Annotated in this window: 17 protein-coding genes and 9 pseudogenes; 11 read left to right on the forward strand and 15 right to left on the reverse strand. The window is 63.4% G+C overall.

Features of this window, described 5'->3' with window-relative positions:
- Positions 1–8: 8 nt before the first annotated feature.
- The 6 genes and pseudogenes from tpiA to OWR21_RS01350 form a co-directional block, all read right to left on the reverse strand.
- Positions 9–753 (reverse strand): annotated as a pseudogene (gene tpiA / locus OWR21_RS01325) (triose-phosphate isomerase).
- Between the two features lie 80 nt (positions 754–833).
- Positions 834–1,838: an NAD(P)H-quinone oxidoreductase gene (locus OWR21_RS01330; RefSeq protein WP_332394430.1), complete on the reverse strand. Its 1,005-nt coding sequence runs from the start codon at positions 1,836–1,838 to the stop codon at positions 834–836.
- Between the two features lie 38 nt (positions 1,839–1,876).
- Entirely contained in the window at positions 1,877–2,830 is a 954-nt protein-coding gene (locus OWR21_RS01335) for an HAD family hydrolase (RefSeq protein ID WP_147217682.1), read from the reverse strand.
- Positions 2,831–2,932: 102 nt separating this feature from the next.
- Positions 2,933–5,106 (reverse strand): annotated as a pseudogene (pnp, locus tag OWR21_RS01340) (polyribonucleotide nucleotidyltransferase).
- Between the two features lie 319 nt (positions 5,107–5,425).
- Positions 5,426–5,695, reverse strand: a complete 270-nt coding sequence (gene rpsO / locus OWR21_RS01345; RefSeq protein WP_004630822.1) for a 30S ribosomal protein S15 — start codon at positions 5,693–5,695, stop codon at positions 5,426–5,428.
- Between the two features lie 166 nt (positions 5,696–5,861).
- Positions 5,862–7,117 (reverse strand): annotated as a pseudogene (locus OWR21_RS01350) (branched-chain amino acid ABC transporter substrate-binding protein).
- 133 nt (positions 7,118–7,250) lie between these two features.
- On the opposite strand from OWR21_RS01350, the gene OWR21_RS01355 reads away from it, so the two are divergent.
- Complete coding sequence (locus OWR21_RS01355; protein ID WP_332394439.1) at positions 7,251–7,745, forward strand: hypothetical protein; 495 nt, start codon at positions 7,251–7,253, stop codon at positions 7,743–7,745.
- Positions 7,746–7,989: 244 nt separating this feature from the next.
- Here OWR21_RS01355 and OWR21_RS01360 read toward each other — a convergent pair whose 3' ends face one another.
- The 6 genes and pseudogenes from OWR21_RS01360 to OWR21_RS01385 all read right to left on the reverse strand — a co-directional run bounded on the left by OWR21_RS01360 (position 7,990) and on the right by OWR21_RS01385 (position 14,863).
- On the reverse strand, positions 7,990–9,531 hold the full coding sequence (locus tag OWR21_RS01360; RefSeq protein ID WP_332394431.1) for a 2-isopropylmalate synthase: 1,542 nt from the start codon (positions 9,529–9,531) through the stop codon (positions 7,990–7,992).
- Between the two features lie 315 nt (positions 9,532–9,846).
- Entirely contained in the window at positions 9,847–10,719 is an 873-nt protein-coding gene (gene pssA, locus OWR21_RS01365; protein WP_147217676.1) for a CDP-diacylglycerol--serine O-phosphatidyltransferase, read from the reverse strand.
- A 13-nt stretch (positions 10,720–10,732) separates the two neighbouring features.
- Positions 10,733–11,380, reverse strand: a complete 648-nt coding sequence (locus OWR21_RS01370; protein ID WP_004630830.1) for a phosphatidylserine decarboxylase — start codon at positions 11,378–11,380, stop codon at positions 10,733–10,735.
- A gap of 145 nt (positions 11,381–11,525) precedes the next feature.
- Positions 11,526–12,542: a ketol-acid reductoisomerase gene (gene ilvC, locus OWR21_RS01375; protein ID WP_147217672.1), complete on the reverse strand. Its 1,017-nt coding sequence runs from the start codon at positions 12,540–12,542 to the stop codon at positions 11,526–11,528.
- Positions 12,543–12,617: 75 nt separating this feature from the next.
- Entirely contained in the window at positions 12,618–13,109 is a 492-nt protein-coding gene (gene ilvN, locus OWR21_RS01380) for an acetolactate synthase small subunit (RefSeq protein ID WP_004630835.1), read from the reverse strand.
- A pseudogene (locus OWR21_RS01385) lies at positions 13,109–14,863 on the reverse strand (acetolactate synthase 3 catalytic subunit). Before OWR21_RS01385 ends, ilvN begins: the two are co-directional and overlap by 1 nt.
- Positions 14,864–15,222: 359 nt before the next feature.
- Here OWR21_RS01385 and OWR21_RS01390 point away from each other — a divergent pair.
- From OWR21_RS01390 to OWR21_RS01435, 10 genes and pseudogenes are all read left to right on the forward strand, one after another.
- Positions 15,223–15,786: pseudogene (locus OWR21_RS01390) on the forward strand (RNA polymerase sigma factor).
- The gene (locus OWR21_RS01395; RefSeq protein ID WP_332394432.1) at positions 15,783–16,223 is read left to right on the forward strand and encodes a DUF3619 family protein; all 441 of its coding nucleotides are present in this window, start codon (positions 15,783–15,785) and stop codon (positions 16,221–16,223) included. The pseudogene OWR21_RS01390 and the gene OWR21_RS01395 overlap by 4 nt, the downstream one beginning before the upstream one ends.
- Positions 16,224–16,234: 11 nt before the next feature.
- Entirely contained in the window at positions 16,235–17,074 is an 840-nt protein-coding gene (locus OWR21_RS01400; protein WP_332394433.1) for a DUF3106 domain-containing protein, read from the forward strand.
- Positions 17,075–17,170: 96 nt separating this feature from the next.
- Complete coding sequence (locus tag OWR21_RS01405; RefSeq protein ID WP_332394434.1) at positions 17,171–17,695, forward strand: RDD family protein; 525 nt, start codon at positions 17,171–17,173, stop codon at positions 17,693–17,695.
- A 30-nt stretch (positions 17,696–17,725) separates the two neighbouring features.
- A pseudogene (locus OWR21_RS01410) lies at positions 17,726–18,741 on the forward strand (esterase/lipase family protein).
- A 242-nt stretch (positions 18,742–18,983) separates the two neighbouring features.
- Positions 18,984–19,934, forward strand: a complete 951-nt coding sequence (locus OWR21_RS01415) for a UDP-2,3-diacylglucosamine diphosphatase (RefSeq protein WP_332394435.1) — start codon at positions 18,984–18,986, stop codon at positions 19,932–19,934.
- 85 nt (positions 19,935–20,019) lie between these two features.
- Positions 20,020–21,058, forward strand: a pseudogene (locus OWR21_RS01420) (glycosyltransferase family 4 protein).
- A gap of 12 nt (positions 21,059–21,070) precedes the next feature.
- Complete coding sequence (locus OWR21_RS01425; RefSeq protein WP_332394436.1) at positions 21,071–21,532, forward strand: diacylglycerol kinase; 462 nt, start codon at positions 21,071–21,073, stop codon at positions 21,530–21,532.
- A 137-nt stretch (positions 21,533–21,669) separates the two neighbouring features.
- A pseudogene (locus OWR21_RS01430) lies at positions 21,670–22,356 on the forward strand (TetR/AcrR family transcriptional regulator); the annotation flags it as partial.
- A 28-nt stretch (positions 22,357–22,384) separates the two neighbouring features.
- Entirely contained in the window at positions 22,385–22,969 is a 585-nt protein-coding gene (locus OWR21_RS01435; RefSeq protein ID WP_332394437.1) for a TIGR00730 family Rossman fold protein, read from the forward strand.
- Between the two features lie 12 nt (positions 22,970–22,981).
- Here the strand turns inward: OWR21_RS01435 and OWR21_RS01440 are convergent, their stop codons facing one another.
- The 3 genes and pseudogenes from OWR21_RS01440 to OWR21_RS01450 form a co-directional block, all read right to left on the reverse strand.
- Positions 22,982–23,560: a DUF924 family protein gene (locus tag OWR21_RS01440; protein ID WP_316889548.1), complete on the reverse strand. Its 579-nt coding sequence runs from the start codon at positions 23,558–23,560 to the stop codon at positions 22,982–22,984.
- A gap of 49 nt (positions 23,561–23,609) precedes the next feature.
- Positions 23,610–23,984, reverse strand: coding sequence for a group II truncated hemoglobin (locus tag OWR21_RS01445; RefSeq protein WP_332394440.1), 375 nt, complete (start codon positions 23,982–23,984; stop codon positions 23,610–23,612).
- A gap of 64 nt (positions 23,985–24,048) precedes the next feature.
- Positions 24,049–25,141: pseudogene (locus OWR21_RS01450) on the reverse strand (ABC transporter permease); the annotation flags it as partial.

Below are 25,141 nucleotides of genomic sequence, written 5' to 3' on the forward strand. Positions count from 1 at the left end.
TCCGTCGTTTATGCGCGACCGATCGCCAGAAAATCTTCTGCCTTCAGCGATGCGCCGCCGATCAGGCCGCCATCGATGTCCGCCATTGCAAACAACTCGCCAGCATTGTCCGGCTTGACGCTGCCGCCGTACAGAATCGCCATGCGCTGCGCCACGCCAGCGTCGCGGGCAGCAACACGTGCGCGCAGGAACGCGTGCACAGCCTGCGCCTGCTCGCTCGTTGCGGTCTTGCCCGTGCCGATGGCCCAAACCGGCTCGTACGCCACGACGATACGACCGAGCTGTTCGACCGACAGCGCTTCCAGCACCGCGTCCAGCTGGTTGGCGACCACCTGCTCGGTCTCACCCGCTTCGCGTTGCGCCAGCGTTTCGCCTACGCAGACGATCGGAGTGATGCCGTGTTCGAGCGCACGCAGCGCCTTGGTCGCCACTTGCGCATCGGTTTCGCCGTGGTACGAGCGACGCTCGGAGTGACCGACGATCACGTAGCCGCAGCCAAATTCCGACAGCATCGATGCGGCGACTTCGCCTGTGAAGGCACCCCGCGTTTCAGCCGATACGTCCTGCCCCCCAGCCCACTGCGGAACCGGCGAGCAAGGACTGGCACTGAGCCAGGTACGGAAACGGCGCACACACAGCCAGTGTGGCGTTGGTTTTGCCTGCCGCCTTGATTTGGTCAAGCAGCGCAGCGTTCGCGCTCAGGCTGCCATGCAGCTTCCAGTTGCCCACCACCAGCTTCGGTCTTGCGTTCACGTTTTGCCCGGTCGACTGTCAAATAAACCCGGCATTCTACCGTGGCGGTAAAAACAGGGTCAATTTCGGCATCTTGGATGTCAATCCCAAACCAACATGATCTTGCCGATATGGGCACTCGATTCCATCAAGGCATGCGCCTGCGCCGCCTGCGCGGCCGGCATGACCTCGTGCACGACCGGCTTGATGCGCCCTGACGACAGCAACGGCCAGACCGTTTCATACAGATTGGCGGCGATGGCCGCCTTGAATGCCACGGGGCGCGGCCGCAGCGTCGAGCCCGTCAGCGTGATGCGCCGACGCAGGATGTCGCCGAGCGGCACTTCGGCCTTGGCACCGCCCAACAGCGCAATCAAGACGATGCGGCCGTCGTCGGCGGTGCAGGCGATTTCGCGCGCGACATAGCTGCCGCCGACCATGTCGAGCACCACGTCGACGCCGCGCCCAGTCTCGGCCTTGACGATTTCGGCGAAATCTTCGGTCTTGTAATTGATGGCGCGCGTGGCGCCGAGTTCGACGCAGGCGTCACACTTGTCGGCGCTACCGGCGGTGGCAAACACGCGGTGACCCAATGCGGAGGCGATCTGAATCGCCGTCGTTCCGATGCCGCTGGAGCCGCCCTGCACGAGCAGCGTTTCATCGGCGCCGTGCGCACCCCGCCCCAGCAAGCCGCGGTCGAATACGTTTGACCACACGGTGAAGTAGTTCTCGGGCAATGCAGCGGCCTCGACATCGGACAAGCCGGCCGGCACCGGGAGCACTTGGCCCAGCGGCGCCGTGCAGAACTCTGCATAGCCGCCGCCTTGCACCAGCGCGCAGACGCGATCGCCCACCGTCAAGCCGTAGCGATTGTCGGCGTGCGCCAAATCTCCGCTGACGATCTCGCCCGCAACCTCAAGCCCCGGAATATCCGAGGCGCCGGGCGGCACCGGGTAGTTGCCCGTACGCTGGAACACATCGGGCCGGTTCACGCCTGCAGCGCGCACGCGGATCAGCACTTCACCCGCCTTGGCTTCCGGCATCGGCCGCTCGCCAAGCTGCAACACTTCGGGACCACCGTATTGCGTGATTTCAATCGCTTTCATGGGAATCGGATCAATGAGGTTGAGACGCAGTGCTTGAGTTACGAGACGCTGCGCTTGGGCTCGACAAAGTGCTGCGGAATGCCACGCGTCGTCTCGCGCATGATTTCTTGTTTGCCGTGGACGATGCCGTCGGCAATCTTGCCGATATGCAACTTGAGCCACATCTCCGTCGGCGAGCCGGCGCGATAGTCGGCCGGGCCCAGCATGTCGACGCGATCATCGGCACGCAAGTTGTCGGCCTGCTCGAATGAGCGAGGGCTCTCGGGGTTGTAGACCGCATACGTCCGGCCGCCGCCCTTGCGGGCAACCGAAAACGCCGGAATATCGCTCGGCCCGTCAGCCACGTAAATCATGTTGGCGAAGGGCACGCGGCGCTCGTCCTCGGCAATCGACGAATTCACGCTCACCGCTTCCGGGTGCTTGTTGACGCCCTTGTTGATCTCGAACAGCGCCCGCGTCTTGGTGGTGTTGTCGATGGCGTAGATGACTTCCGAGATGACCGGCCTGCCATTTGCGTTCGAATCGGGCGCCTCCAGGAATTCGCAGCCCCATACCCCGTCGATGTATGGGGCGATGGGCGAACCCTTGATCATCTCCGTCAGGCCGGTGCTGACGATGTAGTGTTCCAGCTTGATGTCGAACGCCTGGTAGGCTGCGTTGTCGCGCACCCACGCCTTGCTGCGCTCGAAGAAATCGGTCACGCCGGGAAAAAATTCGAGTTCAGCGCCCAGTTCGCGCAGCGTGGCGTTGTCGAGGCCACCCATGCGTCCGTCGCGCACATGGCGCAGCAGCACGTTGAGGTAGAACGTTTCCTGGTTGACCTTCTGGCCGCGCGATTCGATTTCGCGCGCGCCCGCGGCCACTTCGTCCCAGAAACCCTGCTCGGCGATATTGAAACGGTCGAACAACGGCACTTGCATGTAGCGCGGAATCAGCGTCTTGTCGAAATCCCAGACGATGGCGATGCGGTTTTGCTCGAACAGGCGGCTCATGATGGGGCGCGAAGAGACAACGGGAGGGAACTCGCGACGCAGTGTAAACAAAAAAACGGCTGGACATCGTCCAGCCGTTTTTCCTTGGCGAAAACCGCTCGCTTACTGCTGTTGTTGCTGCTGTTGTTGCGAGGCAGCGTCGCCAGCACCCGGGGCTTGCGGTGCAGCGGCAGGCACGTCGCCTTCTTCAGCCTTGGCAGCCTTGATCGACAGACGCATGCGACCCTTCTCGTCAGTGCTCAGCAGCTTCACGCGCACGGCCTGGCCTTCCTTCACATAGTCGGAAACCTGGTTCACGCGCTCGTTGGCGATTTCCGAGATGTGCAGCAGACCGTCCTTGCCCGGCAGGATGTTCACGATCGCGCCGAAGTCCAGCAGCTTCAGAACCGTGCCGTTGTAGATCTTGCCCACTTCGGCTTCGGCCGTGATGCCTTCGATGCGACGCTTGGCTTCTGCCATGCCTTCCGACGAAGTCGACGCGATGGTGATCGTGCCGTCTTCCTGGATGTCGATCGTGCAGCCGGTTTCCTTGGTCAGCGCCTGGATGGTCGAACCGCCCTTGCCGATCACGTCGCGGATCTTCTCCGGGTTGATCTTGACGGTGATCATGCGCGGAGCGTGCTCCGACAGCTCGGTGCGTGCGCCGCCCATGGCAGCCTGCATCTTGCCCAGGATGTGCAGACGGCCTTCCTTGGCTTGCGCCAGCGCGACCTGCATGATTTCCTTGGTGATGCCCTGCACCTTGATGTCCATCTGCAGCGCAGTGATACCGGCATCGGTACCCGCCACCTTGAAGTCCATGTCGCCCAGGTGATCTTCGTCACCCAGGATGTCGGTCAGCACAGCGAACTTGTTGTCTTCCAGGATCAGGCCCATGGCCACGCCGGCCACGTGCGCCTTGAGGGGCACGCCAGCATCCATCAGTGCCAGCGAACCGCCGCACACCGAAGCCATCGACGACGAGCCGTTCGACTCGGTGATTTCCGACACCAGACGGATCGTGTAAGCGAATTCGTCGTCCTTCGGCAGCACCGGGATCAGCGCGCGCTTGGCCAGACGACCGTGGCCGACTTCACGGCGCTTCGGGCTGCCCACGCGGCCGGTTTCGCCCGTGGCGAACGGCGGCATGTTGTAGTGAAGCATGAAGCGATCACGGTATTCGCCTTGCAGCGCGTCGATGATCTGCTCGTCGCTCTTGGTGCCGAGCGTGGCCACCACCAGCGCTTGCGTTTCACCGCGCGTGAACAGGGCCGAGCCGTGCGCACGCGGCAGCACCGACGAACGGATCTCGATCGGGCGCACCGTGCGGGTGTCGCGGCCGTCGATACGCGGCTCGCCGTTCAGGATCTGGCCGCGGACGATCTTCGATTCGAGTTCGAACAGGATGTTGTCGACTTCCACGCCGTCGGCTTCCACACCGGCTTCGGCCAGCTTAGCCGCAACCGACTTGTAGACTTCCTTCAGCTTCTGGCTGCGAGCCGACTTCTGGCGCAGTTGGTAAGCGGCTTGCAGATCGGCCAGGCCCAGTTCGGACACCTTGGCGACCAGCGCTTCGTTCTTCGGAGCGGCTTGCCAATCCCACTCGGGCTTACCGCCGTCGCGCACCAGCTCGTGGATCGCGTTGATGGCGATCTGCATCTGCTCGTGGCCGTACACCACGGCGCCCAGCATGACCTCTTCCGACAGCTGCTGCGCTTCCGATTCGACCATCAGCACGGCACGCTCGGTACCGGCCACAACCAGGTCCAACTCCGAATGCGCGAGTTGGGCACGATTCGGGTTCAGCAGGTATTGGCCATCCTTGTAACCCACGCGGGCAGCGCCCACTGGGCCGTTGAACGGCAGGCCCGACACAGCCAGCGCAGCCGAAGCCGCCACCAGCGCCGGAATGTCAGCCGGCACTTCCGGGTTCATCGACAGCACGTGGATCACGACCTGGACTTCGTTGTAGAAGCCTTCCGGGAACAGCGGACGCAGCGGACGATCGATCAGACGCGAGGTCAGCGTTTCGTTTTCCGACGGACGACCTTCACGCTTGAAGAAACCACCGGAATCTTGCCGGCGGCGTACGTCTTCTCGAGGTAATCGACGGTCAGCGGGAAGAAGTCCTGGCCCGGCTTCGCGCTCTTGGCGCCCACCACGGTGGCGAGCACGACGGTGTCGTCCATGTCGAGCAGCACAGCGCCGCTCGCCTGACGGGCAATCTCACCCGTCTCCATGCGGACCTTATGGCCGCCCCATTGGAATTCTTTGACGACCTTATTGAACATGGTCATAGCATCTCCTGTTCGGTATTCGCGGCGCGCTTCATTGCGCCTCACCGCGACAAACACGTTCCGTAGGACGGTGCGGTTGCAGAGGTGTGTTTTATGCCATTCCAGCGCAGCGCTGGCATCAATGCTGCGCTGGAATGACACAAGGCCCTGCTTCCTGCCGCCCCCGGTCCCATGGCAGCCGCTTCATCTTGAACTGGCCGGCTGCCATCACTTACCGGTTGCCCGGTGCGGCCACAAACGCGGCCGCCAAAAACAAAATGCCTGCATCAGCACGCTGACGCAGGCACTTTTCATCACGCGCAGTGCGTGATACCCACCATTACTTACGCAGACCCAGCTTCGCAACCAGGGCGGTGTAACGGTCAGCGTCCTTGCTCTTGAGGTAGTCCAGCAGACGGCGACGACGGCTCACCATGCGGAGCAGGCCGCGACGGCTGTGGTGATCCTTCATGTGCGCCTTGAAGTGCGGCTGCAGTTCGTTGATGCGAGCGGTCAGCAGTGCAACTTGCACTTCCGGGCTGCCCGTGTCGTTGGCGCTGCGGCCGTTATCTTTGACGATGTCTTGCTTGTTGATGTCAGCGACGGACATTTTTGATTCCTTTGACTTGCGGACACTGCAGCGCCTGAATAGCCATAGCCGCCGTTGGTGCCGTGTTGAACAATGATCTTGCCGCACAGCCCGAGACAGGTCTGGACAGCAAGACCGCGATTATAGCGTAGAACCCGACTCTGACGACAGATCTGTGTCGTCCGACTCAGTGGCGAACCATTTTGCAGCCGGTCGACAAAGTCGTTTGCGATTCTGGGATCACTTTCAGCGTGCGAAAGCCAAAGCCGGAGCCCTCGATATCGAAGGCCGCACCGGGCGTGCCTGCCCGCTCCATCTGCGTGACGACAAGGGGCTGAATGGCCTGGTGATCCTGGGCCCGCAGCGTGATGCGGTGGAAACCAGTATCGAGCGATGCGCCTTCCAGCGCACGCGCCACGGCCGCAGCTTCGGTGGTTCCTGCCCGCTCGATGGCAGCGGCGAGCATGTCGACCATCATCTGATCGCGGAGCAGCGGGTAATCGTCGGCGGGGCCGGATAACGCGCGCGGAATGCCTTGTAAAACGCATCGGACTTGGCGCCGCCCAGATTTGGGTGCCACTCCGCCACCGCCACCACGCGGCCAACGCCCGCCTCCCCCATCGCCCCGGGCGCGCCGAGCGAATTGCCGTAGAACGTAAAGAAGCGCGCCTTGAGCCCCGCATCCCGGGCCGCCTTGACGAGCAGTGTCAGATCGTTACCCCAGTTTCCGGTGATGACCGTATCCGCACCCGACGCGGCAATGCGCGCCACGTACGGTGCAAAATCCTTGACCTTGCCGATGGGATGCAGCACCTCGCCAACGATCGCGATGTCTGGCCGCTTTTCGCTCAACTGCTGGCGTGCCAATTGCGCCACCTGGCGGCCGAATGTGTAGTCCTGCCCGATCAGGTAGACCCTCTTGATCGCCTTGTCGGCGCGGATCACCTCCGTCAGCGCCTGCATGCGCATGTCTGCGGATGCGTCGAAGCGAAAATGCCAGAAGCTACATGCCTCGTTGGTCAGTGCAGGATCGACGGCGGCGTAGTTCAGGAAGAGCACCCGCGCGTTCGGATGGCGGTCGTTGTAACGCGAAATCGACGCCGACAACGCCGCCGCTGCCGCCGAGCTGTTGCCTTGGAGCACGAAGCGGATGCCCGCATCCGTAGCCGCCTGCAATTGCAGCAACGATTCATCGACGGTGTTCTTGCTATCGAAACGCACGAGTGCAAGCGGATGACGCCCATCGGGCAGCTTCACACCGCCGCGCGCATTCACGCCTTCAATCGCCATGCGCAGATTGCGATCCACCGCCTCGCCCGCGTTGGCAAACGGGCCTGAAAGTCCTTCGATCAGCGCCAGCCGGATCGGCGCGGCTTCGGGCTGGGCACCTGCTGACCCGCACAACCCCACGGCCGCCAGCGCGGCCACAAACCAACGAAACATCATGGCAACTCTCCGTGAAGCGCGGATGGTAAAGCGCCGCCGCGTGTCGACACAAGCCGGCGTAAATCGCACGCCTACACTGAAGCCATCGGGAGGGCCCATTGTGAACATTCGATCGACATGGCAGTGCGCGGTGCTGCTCGCAGCAGCGCTGGCGTCGGCAAGCGCGTGTACCGCATTGGCCCCCGTACAAACGGGCGAAGCACTGGTCGGCCAACCCGCCTCAGCCGTGGAAGCACGCTTTGGCAAACCGCCCGAGCGGTATCCGCGCGCCAACGGCGGCACGCGATGGCTATACCCGACGCAACCGTATGGGCAATTCACTTATGCCGCTGATTTCGATGCGAGCGGCAAGCTCATCTCGTTCCGGCAGATTCTGACCACAATGGATTTTGCACAGGTCCGCGTCGGCACGGCGACGCAAAACGATGTGCTGCAGACGTTCGGCAAGCCCGAAGAAACCGCGTATTTCCGGCTGATGGATCGGCAGGTTTGGTCCTACCGTTTCAAGCATGAAGGCGTATGGCCTTCGCTGATGCACATCTATTTCGACCGCGACGGCATCGTGCGGCTCACGCAGGTCAGCCCCGACCCGATGTACGACCACGATCACGATTCAAGCCGCTGAGCCAGCGTCAAACGTCAGAACGGCAACATCCACGCGAGGCGCATCGCCTGGCGTGGACGTTCGGGTCGGCCATGTCGTGGATCGCACAGACATCGCTCTCAAAGACGGCCGGCATGGTGCACGCTCCTGACGTGTCCGGTGCCGCCGCACCCGCTTCGCGTTCCGGTGGATAACCGGGTGCGCGCTCAGTGGTGATCGTGTTCGGGTCTGGGCTGACTCCTGCGTGTGTTGATGAAACCCGCGATCAGATCTGCGGGTTAAGTTTTTCGCTGCTCTTGTCCTGGAGCTTGTTCAGCGCGGCAAGGTAAGCCTTGGCCGAAGCCGCAACGATGTCCGGATCAGTGCCCACGCCGTTGACGATGCGGCCCGACTTGGACAGCCGCACCGTCACTTCGCCTTGCGCCTGCGTGCCCGTCGTGATCGCGTTGACCGAATAGAGCAACTGCTCTGCGCCGCTGGCGACCTTGCTCTCGATCGCATTCAGCGTGGCGTCGACCGGGCCGTTGCCCTCCGCTTCGCCCGTCACTTCCTGGCCGTCCGCCACGAAGACAATGCGCGCGTGCGGGCGCTCGCCGGTTTCCGAACGCTGGGCAAGCGACACGAAACGGAAGTGCTCGCCCTCGCTGTGCTGCGCTTCGTTGGAAACGATGGCGACGATGTCTTCGTCGAAGATCTCGGCCTTCTGGTCGGCCAGCTCCTTGAAGCGCGTGAAGGCGGCGTTCAGTTCGGCTTCAGAATCCAGCTCGATGCCCAGTTCCTGCAGACGCTGCTTGAACGCGTTGCGGCCCGAGAGTTTGCCCAGGACGATCTTGTTGGCCGTCCAGCCCACGTCTTCGGCCCGCATGATTTCGTACGTGTCGCGCGCCTTCAGCACGCCGTCCTGGTGGATGCCCGACGCGTGCGCGAAAGCATTGGCGCCGACGACGGCCTTGTTCGGCTGCACGACGAAACCGGTGATCTGCGAGACAAGCTTGGAGGCCGGCACGATCTGCGTGGTATCGACACCCACGTCGAGATTGAAATAGTCGCGACGGGTCTTCACGGCCATCACCACCTCTTCGAGGCTGGTGTTCCCGGCGCGCTCGCCCAGGCCGTTGATCGTGCATTCGATCTGGCGTGCGCCGCCCAACTGGACAGCGGTCAGCGAGTTGGCAACAGCCATGCCCAGATCGTCATGGCAATGCACTGACCAGATCGCCTTATCGGAATTGGGAATGCGCTCACGCACTGAGCGGATCAGCGCGGCATAACCTTCTGGCACCGCGTAGCCCACCGTATCCGGCAGGTTGATGGTCGTCGCGCCTTCGGCAATCACGCCTTCCAGCACGCGGCAGAGGAAATCCATGTCCGAGCGGCTGCCATCTTCCGGCGAGAACTCGATGTCGTCGGTGAACTGGCGCGCGAAGCGCACGGCAAGACGCGCCTGCTCGTACACCTGATCCGGCGACATGCGCAGCTTCTTCTCCATGTGAAGCGCCGAGGTAGCGATGAACGTGTGGATGCGGAACTGTCCCGCCGGCTTGAGTGCTTCGGCAGCGCGGGAAATGTCGCGGTCGTTCGCACGGGCCAGCGAGCAAATCCGCGAATCCTTGATCGACTGTGCAATCGCGCGGATCGCTTCAAAGTCACCATTGGAGCTGGCCGCGAAGCCGGCTTCGATCACGTCCACCTTGAGCCGCTCGAGCTGCTTGGCGATGCGGATCTTCTCTTCCTTGGTCATCGATGCCCCAGGGGACTGCTCGCCGTCGCGCAAGGTGGTATCGAAAATGATGAGTTTGTCGCTCATGGCGGCTCCTTGGTGGGGTGACGTTTTTGGCGTCGGTCTTAGTGGTGTCTTAGATGGTTTCTTGCGGCGCAGAATGCAAAACGCCCCGGCGTGCATGGTTGCAGGCCGGGGCGCTGTGAATTCTGGTTCGCGAAAACTTGGCGGTTTCTGCTTGCCTTGTCTTGCGATTTCCTATGCGCGTGTCCCGACCTGACGACCTAGTAGGCCATCAATCGAGACTAGCGTAATCAGAATGGAAATCGAGCGCGAAAGCATGCGGACGAATATAGACGAATTCAAAAATTGACGCAAGCGCACACTGATGAAGCGCATGGGTCACTCATGCGCGTCGTCTGGCGTCTGCTTCGGCAGGCGCGGACTACCCTGCTGCCCATGCAGCGCGCGCCAGCCCCAAAGCACGTAGCCCGAGACTGCGTAACCAACGAACAGGCCGAACAGCGCGACCGGCGGATCGCTCGATATCACGACGAACAGCACAAGCACGAGCACCATCACGCCGAACGGTACGCGGTGGCGAACATCCAGCGCCTTACCGCTGTAGAACGGCGCGTTGGACACCATCGACAGCCCTGCGTACAGCGTCAGCCCGAAGGCCACCCACGGCATCCACAGTTCCTTGACGGGCAGCTTGTTGTCGATCGCCAGCCAGACAAATCCGGCGATGAGCGCGGCGGCGGCTGGGCTCGGCATGCCCTGGAAGAAGCGCTTGTCGACCGACCCGATGTTCGTGTTGAAACGCGCCAGACGCAGTGCAGCGCCAGCGCAATACACAAACGCCGCGAGCCAGCCCCACTTCCCCAGGTCGCGCAGGATCCACTCGTACATCACCAATGCCGGCGCGACACCGAATGACACCATGTCCGACAGCGAATCGTACTGTTCGCCGAACGCGCTTTGCGTGTTGGTGATGCGCGCGACGCGGCCGTCCATGCCGTCGAGCACCATCGCCGCGAAGATGGCGATGGCAGCCGTCTCAAAATTCAGGTTCATCGCCTGCACGATGGCGAAGAAGCCCGCGAACAGCGCGGCCGTCGTGAACGCGTTGGGCAGCAGATAGATGCCACGGCGGCGCGGACGCACGATCTCAAGATCGTCGTCATCCGAGCGAGGCTGGTTGTGCCGCAGCGGACGCAGGTGCGTCACATTGCCGGCGGTAAAACGCTTCTTGCGTCGGTTGAACGCGGGCATAGCGGCCTCCGGATCAGTCCAGCTCAGCAAGCACCGTCAGCGTGGCGGATACTTTCTCGCCGATGGTCACGCGCGGGCGTGCCGTCAGCGGCAGATACACGTCAACGCGCGAGCCAAAGCGGATGAAGCCATAGCGCTGGCCCCGCGTGAGCACTTCCCCTGCCTTGGTATAGCAAAGGATGCGCCGCGCGATCAATCCGGCCACCTGCACCGAAGTGACGAGCTGGCCATCAGCGCGGCGCAGCACGATAGCGTTGCGCTCGTTTTCGAGCGACGCCTTGTCCAGGTCAGCATTGACGAACTTGCCCGGAAAGTACTGTACCTGCTGCACCGTGCCATCGACCGGCGCGCGGTTCGAATGCACGTTGAACACGTTCATGAACACGCTGATCTTCAGCGAGTCGCGATCCGCATACGGGTCACGCACCTGCTCGACTGCGACGATGCGACCGTCGGCCGGCGAAAGAATCGCATTGGCCTGCGTTGGCACGGCGCGCGCCGGGTCGCGGAAAAACTGCAGCACGAACAGCGTCAGCACCCAGAACGGCCAGGCCCAGCCGAAGCCGGCGGCAGCCTGCACAATGAGCGTGACGATGAAAATCCCGCCCAGGTACGGCCAACCCTCGCGGGCGATGATGGGATGCGGATACGTGTTGTTCAAATCAGACCTCGACAGCGTCTTGAAGGAAATGCGGCATTCTAGCCGACACGGGGCCGCGCCAGCACTTGAAACAATGTTTGGCGCCCTGGAATCAGCATAAAAAAGCCAGCCCGAAAGCTGGCTTTCTCGCACAAGACGCGTCCGATCAGTTCTTCGACTGGTCGACCAGCTTGTTCTTGGCGATCCACGGCATCATCGCACGCAGCTTGGCGCCAACTTGCTCGATCTGGTGCTCTTCGGTCAGGCGGCGGCGCGAGATCAGCGTCGGCTGGCCTGCCTTGTACTCCAGCAGGAAGCTCTTGGCGTATTCGCCGGTCTGGATGTCCTTCAGGCACTGCTTCATGGCCTTCTTCGTCTCTTCCGTCACGACGCGCGGGCCGGTGACGTACTCGCCGTATTCGGCGTTGTTCGAGATCGAGTAGTTCATGTTGGCGATGCCGCCTTCATAGATCAGATCGACGATCAGCTTCAGCTCGTGCAGGCACTCGAAGTAAGCCATTTCCGGAGCGTAACCGGCTTCCACCAGCGTCTCGAAACCAGCCTTGATCAGCTCCACGGTACCGCCGCACAGCACGGCTTGTTCGCCGAACAGGTCGGTTTCGGTTTCTTCGCGGAAGTTCGTCTCGATGATGCCGGCACGGCCGCCGCCATTGGCGGTGGCGTACGACAGGGCGATATCACGTGCGGCGCCCGACTTGTCCTGGTGCACGGCGATCAGGTGCGGCACGCCGCCACCTTGCGTGTACGTGCCGCGCACGGTGTGACCCGGCGCCTTCGGGGCGATCATGATGACGTCTAGGTCAGCGCGCGGGATCACGGCACCGTAGTGCACGTTGAAACCGTGGGCGAATGCCAGGGCGGCGCCTTGCTTGATGTTGCCGTGCACTTCGTTCTTGTACACATCGGCAATCTGCTCATCCGGCAGCAGGATCATGACAACGTCGGCTTCCTTCACAGCCTCGGCCACTTCCTTGACCTGCAGGCCGGCGTTGACGGCCTTGTTCCACGACGCGCCGTTCTTGCGCAGACCGACCGTCACCTTCACGCCGGAGTCGTTCAGGTTCAGGGCGTGGGCGTGGCCTTGCGAGCCATAGCCAACGATGGTGACGTTCTTGCCCTTGATCAGGGAGAGGTCGGCGTCCTTGTCGTAAAACACTTTCATGTTGATGTCCTAATTTTCAAATACTTCAATATCGATGGGGTCCGGCCGCAGTGACACGCGGGTGCACGCGCCGGCTCAAACCTTCAGAATGCGCTCGCCGCGGCCGATGCCCGAGCCGCCTGTGCGAACGGTCTCGAGAATGGCAGTGCGATCGATGGCATCGAGAAACGCGTCGAGCTTGCTGCCGTTGCCGGTCAGCTCGATCGTGTAGGTCTTCTCGGTCACGTCGATGATGCGGCCGCGGAAGATGTCCGCTGTACGCTTCATCTCCTCGCGTTCCTTGCCGACCGCGCGCACCTTGACGAGCATCAGCTCGCGCTCGATGTGCGCACCTTCGGTGAGGTCGACGACCTTGACGACTTCCACCAGGCGGTTCAGGTGCTTGGTGATCTGCTCGATGATATCGTCCGAACCCGTCGTGACGATCGTCATGCGCGACAGCGAGGCGTCTTCAGTCGGGGCGACCGTCAGCGTCTCGATGTTGTAGCCGCGCGCAGAGAACAGGCCCACCACGCGCGACAACGCGCCCGGTTCGTTTTCCAGCAGGACGGAAATGATGTGGCGCATTACAGATCCTCCGCGCCGAGCAGCATTTCAGAAATACCCTTGCCTGCCTGGACCATCGGCCAGACGTTTTCTGTCGGGTCGGTCTGGAAGTCGAGGAACACGGTGCGATCCTTGAGTCGGAAGGCTTCGCGCAGCGCCGGCTCGACGTCGGATGTCTTCTCGACGCGCATGCCGACGTGGCCATACGACTCAGCCAGCTTCACGAAGTCGGGCAGTGCCTGCATGTAGGAATGCGAGTAACGGTTGTCGTACTCGATTTCCTGCCACTGGCGCACCATCCCGAGGTAACCGTTGTTGAGCGAGCAGATCTTCACAGGCGTGTCGTACTGCAGACAGGTCGACAGTTCCTGGATGCACATCTGGATCGAGCCCTCACCGGTGATGGTGACGACTTCCTTGTCCGGGAATGCCTTCTTGATACCCATCGCATACGGCAGGCCCGCCCATCGTGCCCAGGCCGCCGGAGTTGATCCAGCGGCGCGGCTCGTTGAACTTGTAGAACTGCGCGGCCCACATCTGGTGCTGACCCACATCGGAGCAGATGAAGGCGTCGCCGTTGGTCAGTTCCCAGATCTTCTCAACCACGTACTGCGGCTTGATGATCTCGGAATTGCGGTCGTACTTCAGGCAGTCGACACTGCGCCACTGCTCGATCTGTTCCCACCACTTGGCCAGCGCCGTCTTGTTCGGCTTGGCTTCGCCAGACTGGATCTGGGCGATCATCTCCTGCAGCACGTCCTTGACGTTGCCGACGATGGGGATGTCGACCTTCACCCGCTTCGAAATGGACGACGGATCGATGTCGATGTGGATAATCTTGCGCGGCTGCGAGGTGAAGTGCGCCGGGCTACCGATCACGCGGTCATCGAAACGCGCGCCGATGGCAATCAGAACGTCGCAGTTCTGCATCGCCATGTTGGCTTCGTACGTGCCGTGCATGCCGAGCATGCCGACGAACTGCTTGCTGGTGCCCGGGAATGCACCAGCCCCATCAGCGTGTTCGTCACGGGGTAGCCCGTCAGCGCAGCCAGCTGGCGCAGCTCTTCGCTGGCCTCGGCAAGCACCACGCCGCCGCCCGAATAGATGTACGGACGCTCGGCCTGCAGCAACAGGCTCACTGCCTTCCGGATCTGCCCCGAATGGCCCTTGTTGACGGGGCTGTACGAGCGCATCTCGATGGTCTTCGGATACTCGTACTTGCAGAGTTCGCGCGAGACATCCTTGGGGATATCCACCACGACCGGACCCGGACGGCCCGTTGCGGCGATGTAGAACGCCTTCTTGATGGTCGAGGCGAGGTTGCGGACGTCCTTGACCAGGAAGTTGTGCTTGACGATCGGGCGGGTAATGCCGACGGTGTCGCACTCCTGGAAGGCATCCTGACCGATGGCGTGCGTCGGCACGTTACCGGTGATGATCACCATCGGGATCGAATCCAGGTAGGCGGTGGCGATGCCAGTCACGGCATTGGTCACGCCCGGGCCGGACGTCACGAGGGCGACACCGACCTTGCCCGTGGCGCGCGCATAACCGTCAGCCGCATGGACTGCCGCCTGTTCATGGCGCACCAGGATGTGTTCGATCTTGTTTTGCTTGTAGAACGCGTCGTAGATATAGAGCACCGCGCCGCCGGGGTAACCCCAGACGAACTCGACGCCCTCTGCCGCGAGCGCATTGACGAGGATGTCGGCCCCCATCATGTCGGCAGATGAACCGCTATTGGCGTGGGAAAATTCCGCGCTTGGCATATTCATGTCAGTCCTTTGCAATTTTCGGCAAAAAATTGTTTGGATGCTCTCTACCGGGCTTGTGGCGCGGATTTGAGCGGTGCGCGTCTGCATGGATGGTCCGCCTGATGGGCGTCCAGATGAGACAAACCACAGATGTTGTGAACCGGGGATGATACTGCAATGCCGCATAGCGGTCCAGCACCGGCGCGATTCGGCAAAGCAAGCGGTCCGCCGGACAGTCGGACTGTCCGTAGAGCCGCATTTTTGCTAGCATCGCAACATTTTTCACGGCCAAGGCCGTTGACGCCACGCGGCGTGATCATCACATCTTGAGAATGTGAATTTTCGCGCGGCTGCCTCACAGGATTCGCACCCGCCGTTGTATGGCCTCTGAACAGGAACTGTCGGCCTTTCTCCTAAGCGTCGAGAAACGCGCCTTCAAGCAGGCGGTCTTCGCGGTGCGCGACGACGATGCCGCGCTCGATATCGTGCAGGACGCCATGATCAAGCTGGCCGAAAAATACGGCGACAAGCCGGGGGCCGAACTCCCCTGCTCTTTCAGCGCATTCTGCAGAACACCATTCACGACTGGTTTCGCCGCTCCAAGGTGCGCAACACGTGGGTGAGCCTGTTTTCCAGCTTCCGCACGGACGCCGAGGGCGACGACACCGACCCGCTGGAACTGATCGAAAGCGAAGCCGGCACCACAGCGGCGGAAAGCAGCGCCGACAAGGTCGAGCGCTCGCAAATGCTGGAAATCCTGGAACGCGAAATCGAGAAACTCCCCGCGTCAACGGGAGGCCTTCCTGATGCGTTACTGGGAGGACATGGATGTTGCCGAGACAGCCCAGGCGATGGGCTGTTCCGAGGGCAGTGTAAAGACGCACTGCTCGCGGGCAACACACGCCCTGGCCCAAGCGCTGCGGGCGCGAGGGATCCGACTATGAACAAGGTAGAACTTCGAGAACGCCGTTTTGTGCATGCCGTCCGAACCGCTCTGAACGAGTCGGCAGGACAGTTGCCGCCCGACGTGCGCGACCGCCTCGCGGCGGCGCGCCGGACGGCGCTTGCGCACAAGAAAGCGGAAGTGCCGAACACGGTGCGCTCGCCTGCCTTGGCAATGCCAGGCGTCGGCTCGGTGTCCTTCGAGGCGGAAGGCGAAGCACCGTCGCCGCTGCAGCGCGCCGCAGCAGTCCTGCGCCGCCTTGGCCTGCTGTGGCCGACCATCGCGCTGGTGGCGGGGCTTGCGGGCATTTATCAGTGGCAACAGCAGCAACGCGTGGACGAACTCGCGGAGGTCGATGCCGCAATGCTGCTCGACGATCTGCCGCTGGCCGCTTACGCCGATCAAGGCTTCCATCAGTACCTCAAGCACGATCAGTGAAAGGCTGATCGATGAGCAACTTCCAGCACACCCACGGCCAACCACCGCGAGGCGGACGGACACTGCGCCTGCGCGCCGGGATCGTTCCCTTGATCGGCGCGATCGGCCTGACGGCGGGGCTTGCGATCGCGCAGGTTCCGGCCGCTTCGGCGCCTGCCGTAGCACCCGGCGTGACAGTCAACGCGCCGGTCGATCTGCCGGCGCCGCCTGCCACCAATCCCCTGCCCGCCGTCCACCCGAACTGGGCCGAGTTGACCATTGTGCAGCAGCGCATCTTCGCGCCGCTGGCGCCGGAATGGAACGGCTTGCCGGAATTGGCCCGCAAGAAGTGGCTGCAGATTGCCCAGGCGTATCCGAAATACACGCCGGCTCAGCAGCAGCGCCTGCAAACCCGCATGGCGGACTGGGTCAAGCTCACACCCGAGCAACGCCACCGCGCGCGTGAGAATTTCCAGACCACCAAGTCGCTTCCGGTGCAGAAGAAGAGCGAAGCTTGGCAGAGCTACCAGCAACTGACGGAAGAGCAGAAGAAAGCGCTGGCCGCCGCGGCCAAGGCGCAAAGCCACCCGTCCGCAGTGACGGCGCTGCCGGGCGGCGCGGGCTTGGCCAAGGACGCGGCCAAATCGATCCATCACGGTGCGCGCACCAAACCGGGCACGACCAAATCCGCGCCGACCAGCAAGGCGACCGCCGCGGCATCCACGCCGGCGGCGACCCCTGCACCGGAACCTGCCGCCGCCGCGCCCGCACCCGCCAGCGCGCCGCTCACCCCGGTGCACCCTGTTGCGCCGCCGACTACCACCGGTGGCGAGTCGGGCAATCCGCCGCCCTCCACGGTGCTGGGCGGCTGAGGCGGCCCAACCCTTTGGCATAATCCGAACCGCGTGCAGCGCGACCTCCGCGCCGGCACATGACGCATTGCGCGCACAGCGCTCACACTCTGTTCGATGGCCACCTCCGCTTCCTCGTCTTCACCCGTTGCGGCAGCTGATCCGCTTGCCGCCCCCACGCTGCGCCGCCGTCTTGCCGCGATGCTGTACGAAGGCCTATTGCTGTTTGGCGTCATGTTTGGCGCCACGGCCATCTTTCTGCTGCTGCGCCTGATCGTGCCGCCGCTCGCGCGCACCGGCGATGTCGGCCTGCAGGTGTGGGGCTTTCTCGCACTCGGTCTGTACTTCGTTTGGTTCTGGCGTAAACGCGGCCAGACGCTCGCGATGCAGACGTGGCGCATGCGTGTGGTCAACGCCGATGGATCGCCGATTTCGCTGGGCAGAGCCGTTGCGCGTTACCTGCTGGCCTGGATGTGGGTGGCTGCGGCCGTCGGCGTGATCCACCTGAGCGGGGCGTCCCGCTGGGCCGGCGCCGCTGTCGCACTGGGGTGCCTGCTGGCTTGGGGCGCACTGGCGTGGCTCGATCCGCAACGCCAGTTTCTGCATGATCGGCTGGCCGGCACGCGGCTGGTGCGTGACTGATTGCCTTTACAGTCGGCGACGACTTTCACCATGACGCGCGCCGATCTCCCCACCTCCCCGTCCCCCTTGCCTTCCTGACTGCGGCCACCGCGCGCCGTATTGCCGTGGCGCTGCAATGTGTGGCGACGCTGGCCGTTGGCTGGGCGGCATATCGCTGGGGCGGATGGAGTTGGCCCGCAGCGACGTTGCTCGCAGGCGCAGCGCTGATACTCGGGTATCTCGTTTCGGTCGGGTGGGCGTTCCTGGTGTCGTTGACGAGCCTGGGCACCGCGATACCGGACGACCCCATGTGGGACCGCATGCCCGTGCCGCGCGAACACCGCATCGGCATCGCGGGCTTTATCGCATGTTGGTTGCGTGAATGTGTATGCGTGGCGTGGATGTTCAACGTGCTGCAACCGTTCCGCGCGAGCGCCGCGTTCGATGCACCGGCGGGCGGCGGCAAGCGCGTGCCTGTGCTGATGATCCACGGCTATGGCTGCAATCGCGCAGTATGGCTGCCGATGCAGCAACATGTAGCCGCTGCCGGTCACCTGACCGACGCCATCGACCTCATGCCGCTGCTGGGCGATATCGATGACTACGCCAGGGATATTGCCGCCGCTGTCGCGCGCCTGACGCGCCTGCACGGCCGTCCGCCCGTCCTGCTCTGCCACAGCATGGGCGGGCTCGCCGCACGAGCGTTGCTGCGCCAGACGGAGCCCAGCGCTGTTGCCCACGTCATCACACTCGGCACGCCGCATCGCGGCACGGCCATGGCCCGAAGCGGTCGCGGCCACAACGTGCGCCAGATGGCTTGGGCCAGCCCCTGGTTGCGCCAGCTTGCAGCGTCCGAAACGCCGGCTGTACGAGCACGCATCACGTCGATTTTTTCGTGGCACGACTCCATCGTCGGGCCGGCCGGCGCTTCCTGGCTGGAAGGCGCCCGGCATGTTCCGTTCGCGGGCGTCGGCCATGTGTCGCTGCTATGCGACGCGCGCGTGCGCGATGCCGTGCTGGCGGAACTCGCGCGCATCGAAAACAGCGCTGCGGCCCCGTCTGCCTGAAACCCGCGCCTGGCGCAATTCTTCGGCGTTCGCGCCCCCTTCCCAGCGACCACGTCACGTGACGGTCATGTTTCTGACACGGCTTTTTCATGCAGCGATGGCGAAATCCGTCCAACGCAGCCTCTGTTGCCGACATGGTCCTGCCAAATCTGCCATCGCGCCTTGGATTTCTCCGCCGCCTCGCGCAACGCTTTCGCGCTGCTCCCCTCACCAGTTCTGACTGGAACGCTCCACCGCCGCTGATGCAAATGGCCGCCGGACTCGCCGCCGCGGGTTCCCTGAGCTCGGCTGTACCGGCAGGTCGAGGCGACGTGCGCGAGCACGAAGCACCGGTCGCCACGCCGGCTTCGACGTTGGCGCCCGATCGCTCGGCCGACAGCGACACTGACCCACCCGCCGAAAAAATCCAGCGCTACCGCACGATCTGGCTGTCGGACATCCACCTCGGCACGCCGGGCTGCCAGGCCGATTACTTGCTCGATTTTCTGAAGCACCACGAATCAGACACGCTGTACCTGGTGGGCGACATCGTCGACGGCTGGCAACTGCGCAAGGGCTGGTACTGGCCGCAGGCCCACAACGACGTGGTGCAGAAGGTGCTGCGCCGCGCGCGCAAAGGCACACGCGTCGTCTTCATCCCGGGCAACCACGACGAGATGGCGCGCCAGTTCCACGGGCTGAACTTTGGCGATATCGAAGTCGCTGAAGACGCTGTGCACGTGACCGCCACGGGCAAGCGCCTGTGGGTCGTGCACGGCGACCTGTTCGACGGCGTGATGCAGCACGCGCGCTGGCTGGCCTACGTCGGCGACTCGCTCTACACGTTCATCCTGGCGATGAACCGGCACTTCAACCGCATCCGCGTGCGGCTGGGTTTTCCGTACTGGTCGCTGTCGCAATACCTGAAGCACCAGGTCAAGAACGCGGTGAACTTCATCAATTCGTTCGAGCGTGTGATGACGGACGAAGCGCGCCGCCGCGGCTGCGACGGCGTGGTCTGCGGGCATATCCACAAGGCCGAAATCCGCGAGATCGACGGCCAGCTCTACTGCAACGACGGTGACTGGGTCGAGAGCCTCTCTGCCCTGGTCGAAACCATGGAAGGCGAACTGCAGATCGTCTACTGGACGCATCTGCTCGATGCGCCGCGCACCTCCCGCCGGGCACGCCGTGCCGCTGCGGCCGCCGCCTGATGGAAGCCTCTATGACCCACACCAGCATCGACCTCGTGCAGCCCGCTGCCGCCCAACCTACCCCCAAGGAGAGCCCGTGAAAGTCATGATCGTCACCGATGCCTGGGAACCGCAGGTCAACGGCGTCGTCCGCACCCTCACCCAGACGCGTCGTGAGCTGGAGGCCATGGGGCACATCGTCGACATGATCACGCCGCTGGAATTCAAGACGGTGCCGTGCCCGACGTATCCGGAAATCCGCCTGTCGATCCTGCCGTCCAAGCGCGTGCGGGAGCGCATCGAACAGTTCGCCCCGCAAGCGTTGCACATCGCCACCGAAGGCCCGCTGGGTCTGGCCGCACGCGCCTATGCGCTGCGCCACAAGCTGCCCTATACGACGGCCTACCACACGCGCTTTCCGGAGTACGTGCAGGCGCGCTTCGGCATTCCGCTGGCCTGGACGTATCGCTTCTTGCGCTGGTTCCACAGCCCCGCCCAGGCCGTGATGGCGCCCACGCCCGTGGTGCTGAAAGACCTTGCCGACTACGGCATCACCAACGGCGTGCTGTGGACGCGCGGCGTCGATCTGGACATCTTCACCGCCCAGCGCAGCAACGTGCTGAACACGGCGCACCCAATCTTCCTGTACGTCGGCCGTGTGGCCGTGGAAAAGAACGTGGAAGCCTTCCTGGAGCTGGATCTACCGGGCTCGAAATGGGTGGTGGGTGAAGGCCCCGCGCTGGCCGGGTTGAAGGCGAAGTACCCGAATGCCAGCTACCTCGGCGTGCTCAAGCAGCCGGAGCTGGCCAAGGTGTACGCCTCGGCCGATGTGTTCGTCTTCCCCAGCCGCACAGACGTTCGGCCTGGTACTGCTGGAGGCACTCGCCAGCGGCCTGCCGGTGGCCGCGTATCCGGTGACGGGCCCGATCGACGTGCTGGGCGATTCGCCGGCTGGCGCGATGCGCGAAGACTTGCGCGAAGCCTGCCTGGAAGCGCTGCGCATCGACCGCGCCACGGCGCGTGCGCATGCCGAGAAGTTCTCGCGCGCCGCCTCGGAGCAATTCCTCGCGCACCTGCGTCCGATGCCCGCAGCCTCCGCTGGCAACACCAAGGCCGCCGAGCCGTCCACCGCTGCGGGTGCCTGAGCCTTGCGTTCCATGACCCACACCCCGCCGGATCGGCGATTGGACAATCCGCCCGCACCGCCGGCGCCAGGCGCGTACTCGCCGGCCGACAACCCGCATAAAGGCAATCGCGGCATCGCGCGCGCGTGGTTTGCGCTCAAGAACTCGATCAGCGGCATCCGCTTCGCCATCGACGAGGAAAGCGCGTTCCGCCAAGAGCTGACGCTGTGCGCGATCCTGCTGCCGTGCGCATTCGTCATTCCCGCCACGGTGGTCGAGCGCATTCTGATGCTCGGCACGCTGGTGTTGGTGCTGATCGTGGAACTGCTCAATTCGAGCGTGGAAGCGGCGGTCGACCGCATCTCGCTGGAGCAGCACGGGCTGTCCAAGCGGGCCAAGGATTTCGGCAGCGCGGCCGTCATGCTGGCCCTGCTGTTGTGCGTGGGGACGTGGGTGGCGATCGCCTGGCCGTGGGCGGCGTCGCTGTTGCATTAGGAACACCAGCGAAAAGCCGGCGACAACGTTTGGCAATGTATTCCCCGCAGCATGTGGGGGTCGTTGCACAAGCACGATCTCTTATAATCCGGGCACCAATACGCCACGGAGACAGGGCCACCGGCCTTGGCAGTTCAATGGAAACCAAGCAGCATTCCACCGGCCCGCGCCGGACGCGCGATCGCATTCTCGAAGTGTCGCTGCGCCTGTTCAACGAACTGGGCGAGCCCAACGTCACGACCACGACGATCGCCGAAGAGCTGGAGATCAGTCCGGGCAACCTGTACTACCACTTCCGCAACAAGGACGACATCATCAACTCGATCTTCGTGCAGTTCGAGCAGGAGATCGCGCGTCGCCTGAAGCTGCCGGACGACCACAAGGCCACACTCGACGAAACCTGGGGCTACCTGCAGTACATGTCGGAGTTCCTGTGGAACTACCGCTTCCTGTACCGCGACATCAACGATCTGCTCGCGCGCAACCGCATGCTTGAACTGAACTTCAAGCGCATCGTCGAGCAGAAACGCCACTTCGCCATGGACATCTGCCACCAGTTCATCGAAGACGGCGAGATGGAAGCCACGGCCGAGCAAGTCGACGTCATCTGCACCAACATCGTCGTGATCGCCACCTACTGGCTGTCGTTCCAGTTCGTGCAGCACCCGCGCCAGTACAACGACCAGAACGCGATCCGTGATCACCTGCACGGCGCGAGCTATCACATCCTGTCGATCCTCGCGCCTTACCTGCGTGGCAAGCCGCGTCGGGCGTTTGATTTGCTGGCGGTGAGCCGCAGCAACGACCCGCCCACCGGCACCCCGGGCACCCAAGCAACAACACCCCTGCTAAATGAAATCGATCTGCGTTTATTGCGGTTCCAGCCCGGGCGAGCGCCCGGAATACAAAGCCAACGCCATCGCGCTGGGCAACGAGATGGTCAAGCGCGACCTCACGCTCGTCTACGGCGGCGGCAACGTCGGCCTGATGGGCGTGGTGGCCGATGCGGTGCTCCACGGTGGCAGGCCGGTCATCGGCATCATCCCGAAATCGCTGGTGCGCAAGGAGGTCGGGCATAAGGAGCTGACCGAACTGCACATCGTTGACAGCATGCACCAGCGCAAGCAGATGATGGCCGATCGTGCCGATGCCTTCATCGCCATGCCGGGCGGCGTCGGCACCTACGAAGAGCTGTTCGAGACCTTCACGTGGCTGCAGCTCGGCTATCACAACAAGCCCATCGGCCTGCTGAACGTGGCCGGTTTCTACGACAAGCTGCTGGCCTTCATCGACCATGCGGTGCAGGAAGGCTTCCTCAAGCGTCACCACGCTGACCTGCTGCACGTGAGCGACGACCCTGCCGCGTTGATCGACATGCTGGCGCGTGCGCCACGCGAGACGGTCGACAAATGGTCGGAGCGCCGCGAGCGCACATAAGCCCCGTCAGCGCTAAAACGACGACCCTGGCTGCTTCAGAAACTCCACTTCCTCGGGCGTGGAAACGCGCCCGAGCGCTTCGTTGCGATGCGGAAAGCGCCCGAAGCGCGCCACGATCTCGCGGTGCTTCTCCGCCCAGATGAGCGGGTCCGCATCGCCTTCCTCGTCGCGCAGGCGCGTGTAAAGGCGAATCGACTCATCCTGCGCCGACAGCGCCTCGCTGTGCTCGAACGGCAGGTAGCAGAACACACGGTGATGGCGCGTTGGCAATTGCGCATCCCATCCTGCGGCCACGACGATCTGCGCGGTATGCAACGCAGCGGCGTCGCTGGCAAAGGCGCGCGCGGTGCCACGAAACATGTTGCGCGAGAACTGGTCGAGCACGACGATGCGCGCGATGGCTTCTAGCGGCGTGTCCATCCAGGTGTCGGGCTCGCCCGTTGAAAGCGCCTCCCACAGCGGCAGGAAGCGCGCGCGGATCTCGGCATCGAACGCGTCGGACTTGGTGAACCACTCCGGGCGGGCGTCAATCAGCGGCGCATTGCCGAACCAGAACGCGAGCACGTCGTCTGCGGTGGGCAAACCGATCATCGGGGTCTCCTCGAATGTTTTCTTGTAGGGTGCGCTTTCGCGCGGCACCTTAGCGCTGCACGTTCCGCATCCAGTCGGCGGTCTGCCAGAACGCCTGCATCAGCCGCATCTGCAGGGCTTCGTCCAGGCCGATGTCTTGCATGGCGAGGGCCATGCAGCGCATCCACTGATCACGCTCCTGCGTGCCGATCTCGAACGGCATATGGCGGGCACGTAGCCGCGGGTGGCCGAAGCGCTCGATGAAATGATTCGGGCCGCCCAGCCAGCCGCACAGAAACCAGAACAGCTTGTCGCGCGATCCATCGAGGCTTTGCGGATGCAGCGCGCACAGCACCGCAAACTCGGGCTCCAGATCCATCAGGTCGTAGAAGCGGTCAACGAGTTCGCGCACGCGCGCCTCGCCGCCAATCAGGTCGAAGGCCAGGGTTCCTGGCCGGAAGTTGCATCAGTCATACAGCGTCAATCACATCGAGAAAATTCGGGCGTCGTCACGCGTCACGAAGCGTGGCCATGGCCGGGCGACGCAGCACGTCGCGCAAGCCGAGCCAGCCGCCAACAAAGGCGCACGCCATGCCGCTCGATGCCCACCGGCAGATCGCCGGGTTGAAACGATACGGAAAATCGAAGACGTACGCCGACAGCACCCAGCCGATGGCGATCGCGCCCACGCCGGCCATCAGCCCGGCGAGGCCACCCACGATCAGCACTTCTGCGTACTGCGTCTGACGTACCACGCCGGAGCCTGCGCCAAGCGCGCGCAGCACGCCGGCATCACGCAGGCGCTCGTCGCGCGAGCCGGAGAGCGCCGCGTACAACACCAGCACACCCGCCGCCAGCGTAAAAACGAAGAGGAATTCCACCGCCGCCGTTACCTGGTCCAGCACGCCGCACCTGCTGCAGGATCAGTTCGGTATCCACCACCGTCAGGTTCGGAAACTCGCGCACAAGCTTGGCCGGCAGATCGGCCTGCCCGGCGGGAATGCGGAACGCAGTCACGTAGGTCTGCGGCATGTCGCGCAGCGCCACGGGCGGCAGGATGACGAAGAAATTCACGCGCATCGAACTCCAATCGAGCTTGCGCAATGACGTGATGGGCGCATCCACCGTCTGCCCGGCGACGTCGAAGCGCAGCACATCGCCCAGGTGCAAGTTGAGCGTCTTGGCAATGCCCTCTTCCACCGAAGCCTCGGGCTTTTGTCCACTGAACCATTGGCCGGAAACGATGCGATTTTCGGCGGCTGCGCGGTGGCGTACGACAGGTTGAATTCGCGTTCGACCAGATTGCGGGCGCGCGATTCGGCATAGGTCTGGCGATCGATGACCCGGCCATTCACCTGCGTCAGGCGCCCGCGCACCATCGGGTAGAGCTTCGGATCCGCCACGCCGGCCTGGGCGAGAGCCTGCGCCACTGCCTGCATCTGGTCAGGCTGGATATTGATGATGAAACGGTTGGGCGCATCGGCCGGCGTGGCGTTATGCCACGAGCGGATCAGGTCGTTGCGCGTCATGGCGAGCAACAGCAGCGCCATCAGGCCAACCGCAAGCGCCACGGTCTGCAGCACACTCACGCCGCGGCGGCGC

This window comes from Ralstonia sp. 1B3 (assembly GCF_036631435.1).

Excerpts from the sequence above, each read along its gene's own strand:
- OWR21_RS01335 (WP_147217682.1), bottom strand. The coding sequence starts at position 2,830 with ATGAGCCGCCTGTTCGAGCAAAACCGCATCGCCATCGTCTGGGATTTC.
- ilvC (WP_147217672.1), bottom strand. The coding sequence starts at position 12,542 with ATGAAAGTGTTTTACGACAAGGACGCCGACCTCTCCCTGATCAAGGGC.
- OWR21_RS01400 (WP_332394433.1), top strand. The coding sequence starts at position 16,235 with ATGAGCAACTTCCAGCACACCCACGGCCAACCACCGCGAGGCGGACGG.
- OWR21_RS01395 (WP_332394432.1), top strand. The coding sequence starts at position 15,783 with ATGAACAAGGTAGAACTTCGAGAACGCCGTTTTGTGCATGCCGTCCGA.
- OWR21_RS01440 (WP_316889548.1), bottom strand. The coding sequence starts at position 23,560 with ATGATCGGTTTGCCCACCGCAGACGACGTGCTCGCGTTCTGGTTCGGC.
- OWR21_RS01330 (WP_332394430.1), bottom strand. The coding sequence starts at position 1,838 with ATGAAAGCGATTGAAATCACGCAATACGGTGGTCCCGAAGTGTTGCAG.
- OWR21_RS01405 (WP_332394434.1), top strand. The coding sequence starts at position 17,171 with ATGGCCACCTCCGCTTCCTCGTCTTCACCCGTTGCGGCAGCTGATCCG.
- OWR21_RS01415 (WP_332394435.1), top strand. The coding sequence starts at position 18,984 with ATGCAAATGGCCGCCGGACTCGCCGCCGCGGGTTCCCTGAGCTCGGCT.
- OWR21_RS01435 (WP_332394437.1), top strand. The coding sequence starts at position 22,385 with ATGAAATCGATCTGCGTTTATTGCGGTTCCAGCCCGGGCGAGCGCCCG.
- OWR21_RS01360 (WP_332394431.1), bottom strand. The coding sequence starts at position 9,531 with ATGAGCGACAAACTCATCATTTTCGATACCACCTTGCGCGACGGCGAG.
- pssA (WP_147217676.1), bottom strand. The coding sequence starts at position 10,719 with ATGCCCGCGTTCAACCGACGCAAGAAGCGTTTTACCGCCGGCAATGTG.
- OWR21_RS01425 (WP_332394436.1), top strand. The coding sequence starts at position 21,071 with ATGACCCACACCCCGCCGGATCGGCGATTGGACAATCCGCCCGCACCG.
- rpsO (WP_004630822.1), bottom strand. The coding sequence starts at position 5,695 with ATGTCCGTCGCTGACATCAACAAGCAAGACATCGTCAAAGATAACGGC.
- ilvN (WP_004630835.1), bottom strand. The coding sequence starts at position 13,109 with ATGCGCCACATCATTTCCGTCCTGCTGGAAAACGAACCGGGCGCGTTG.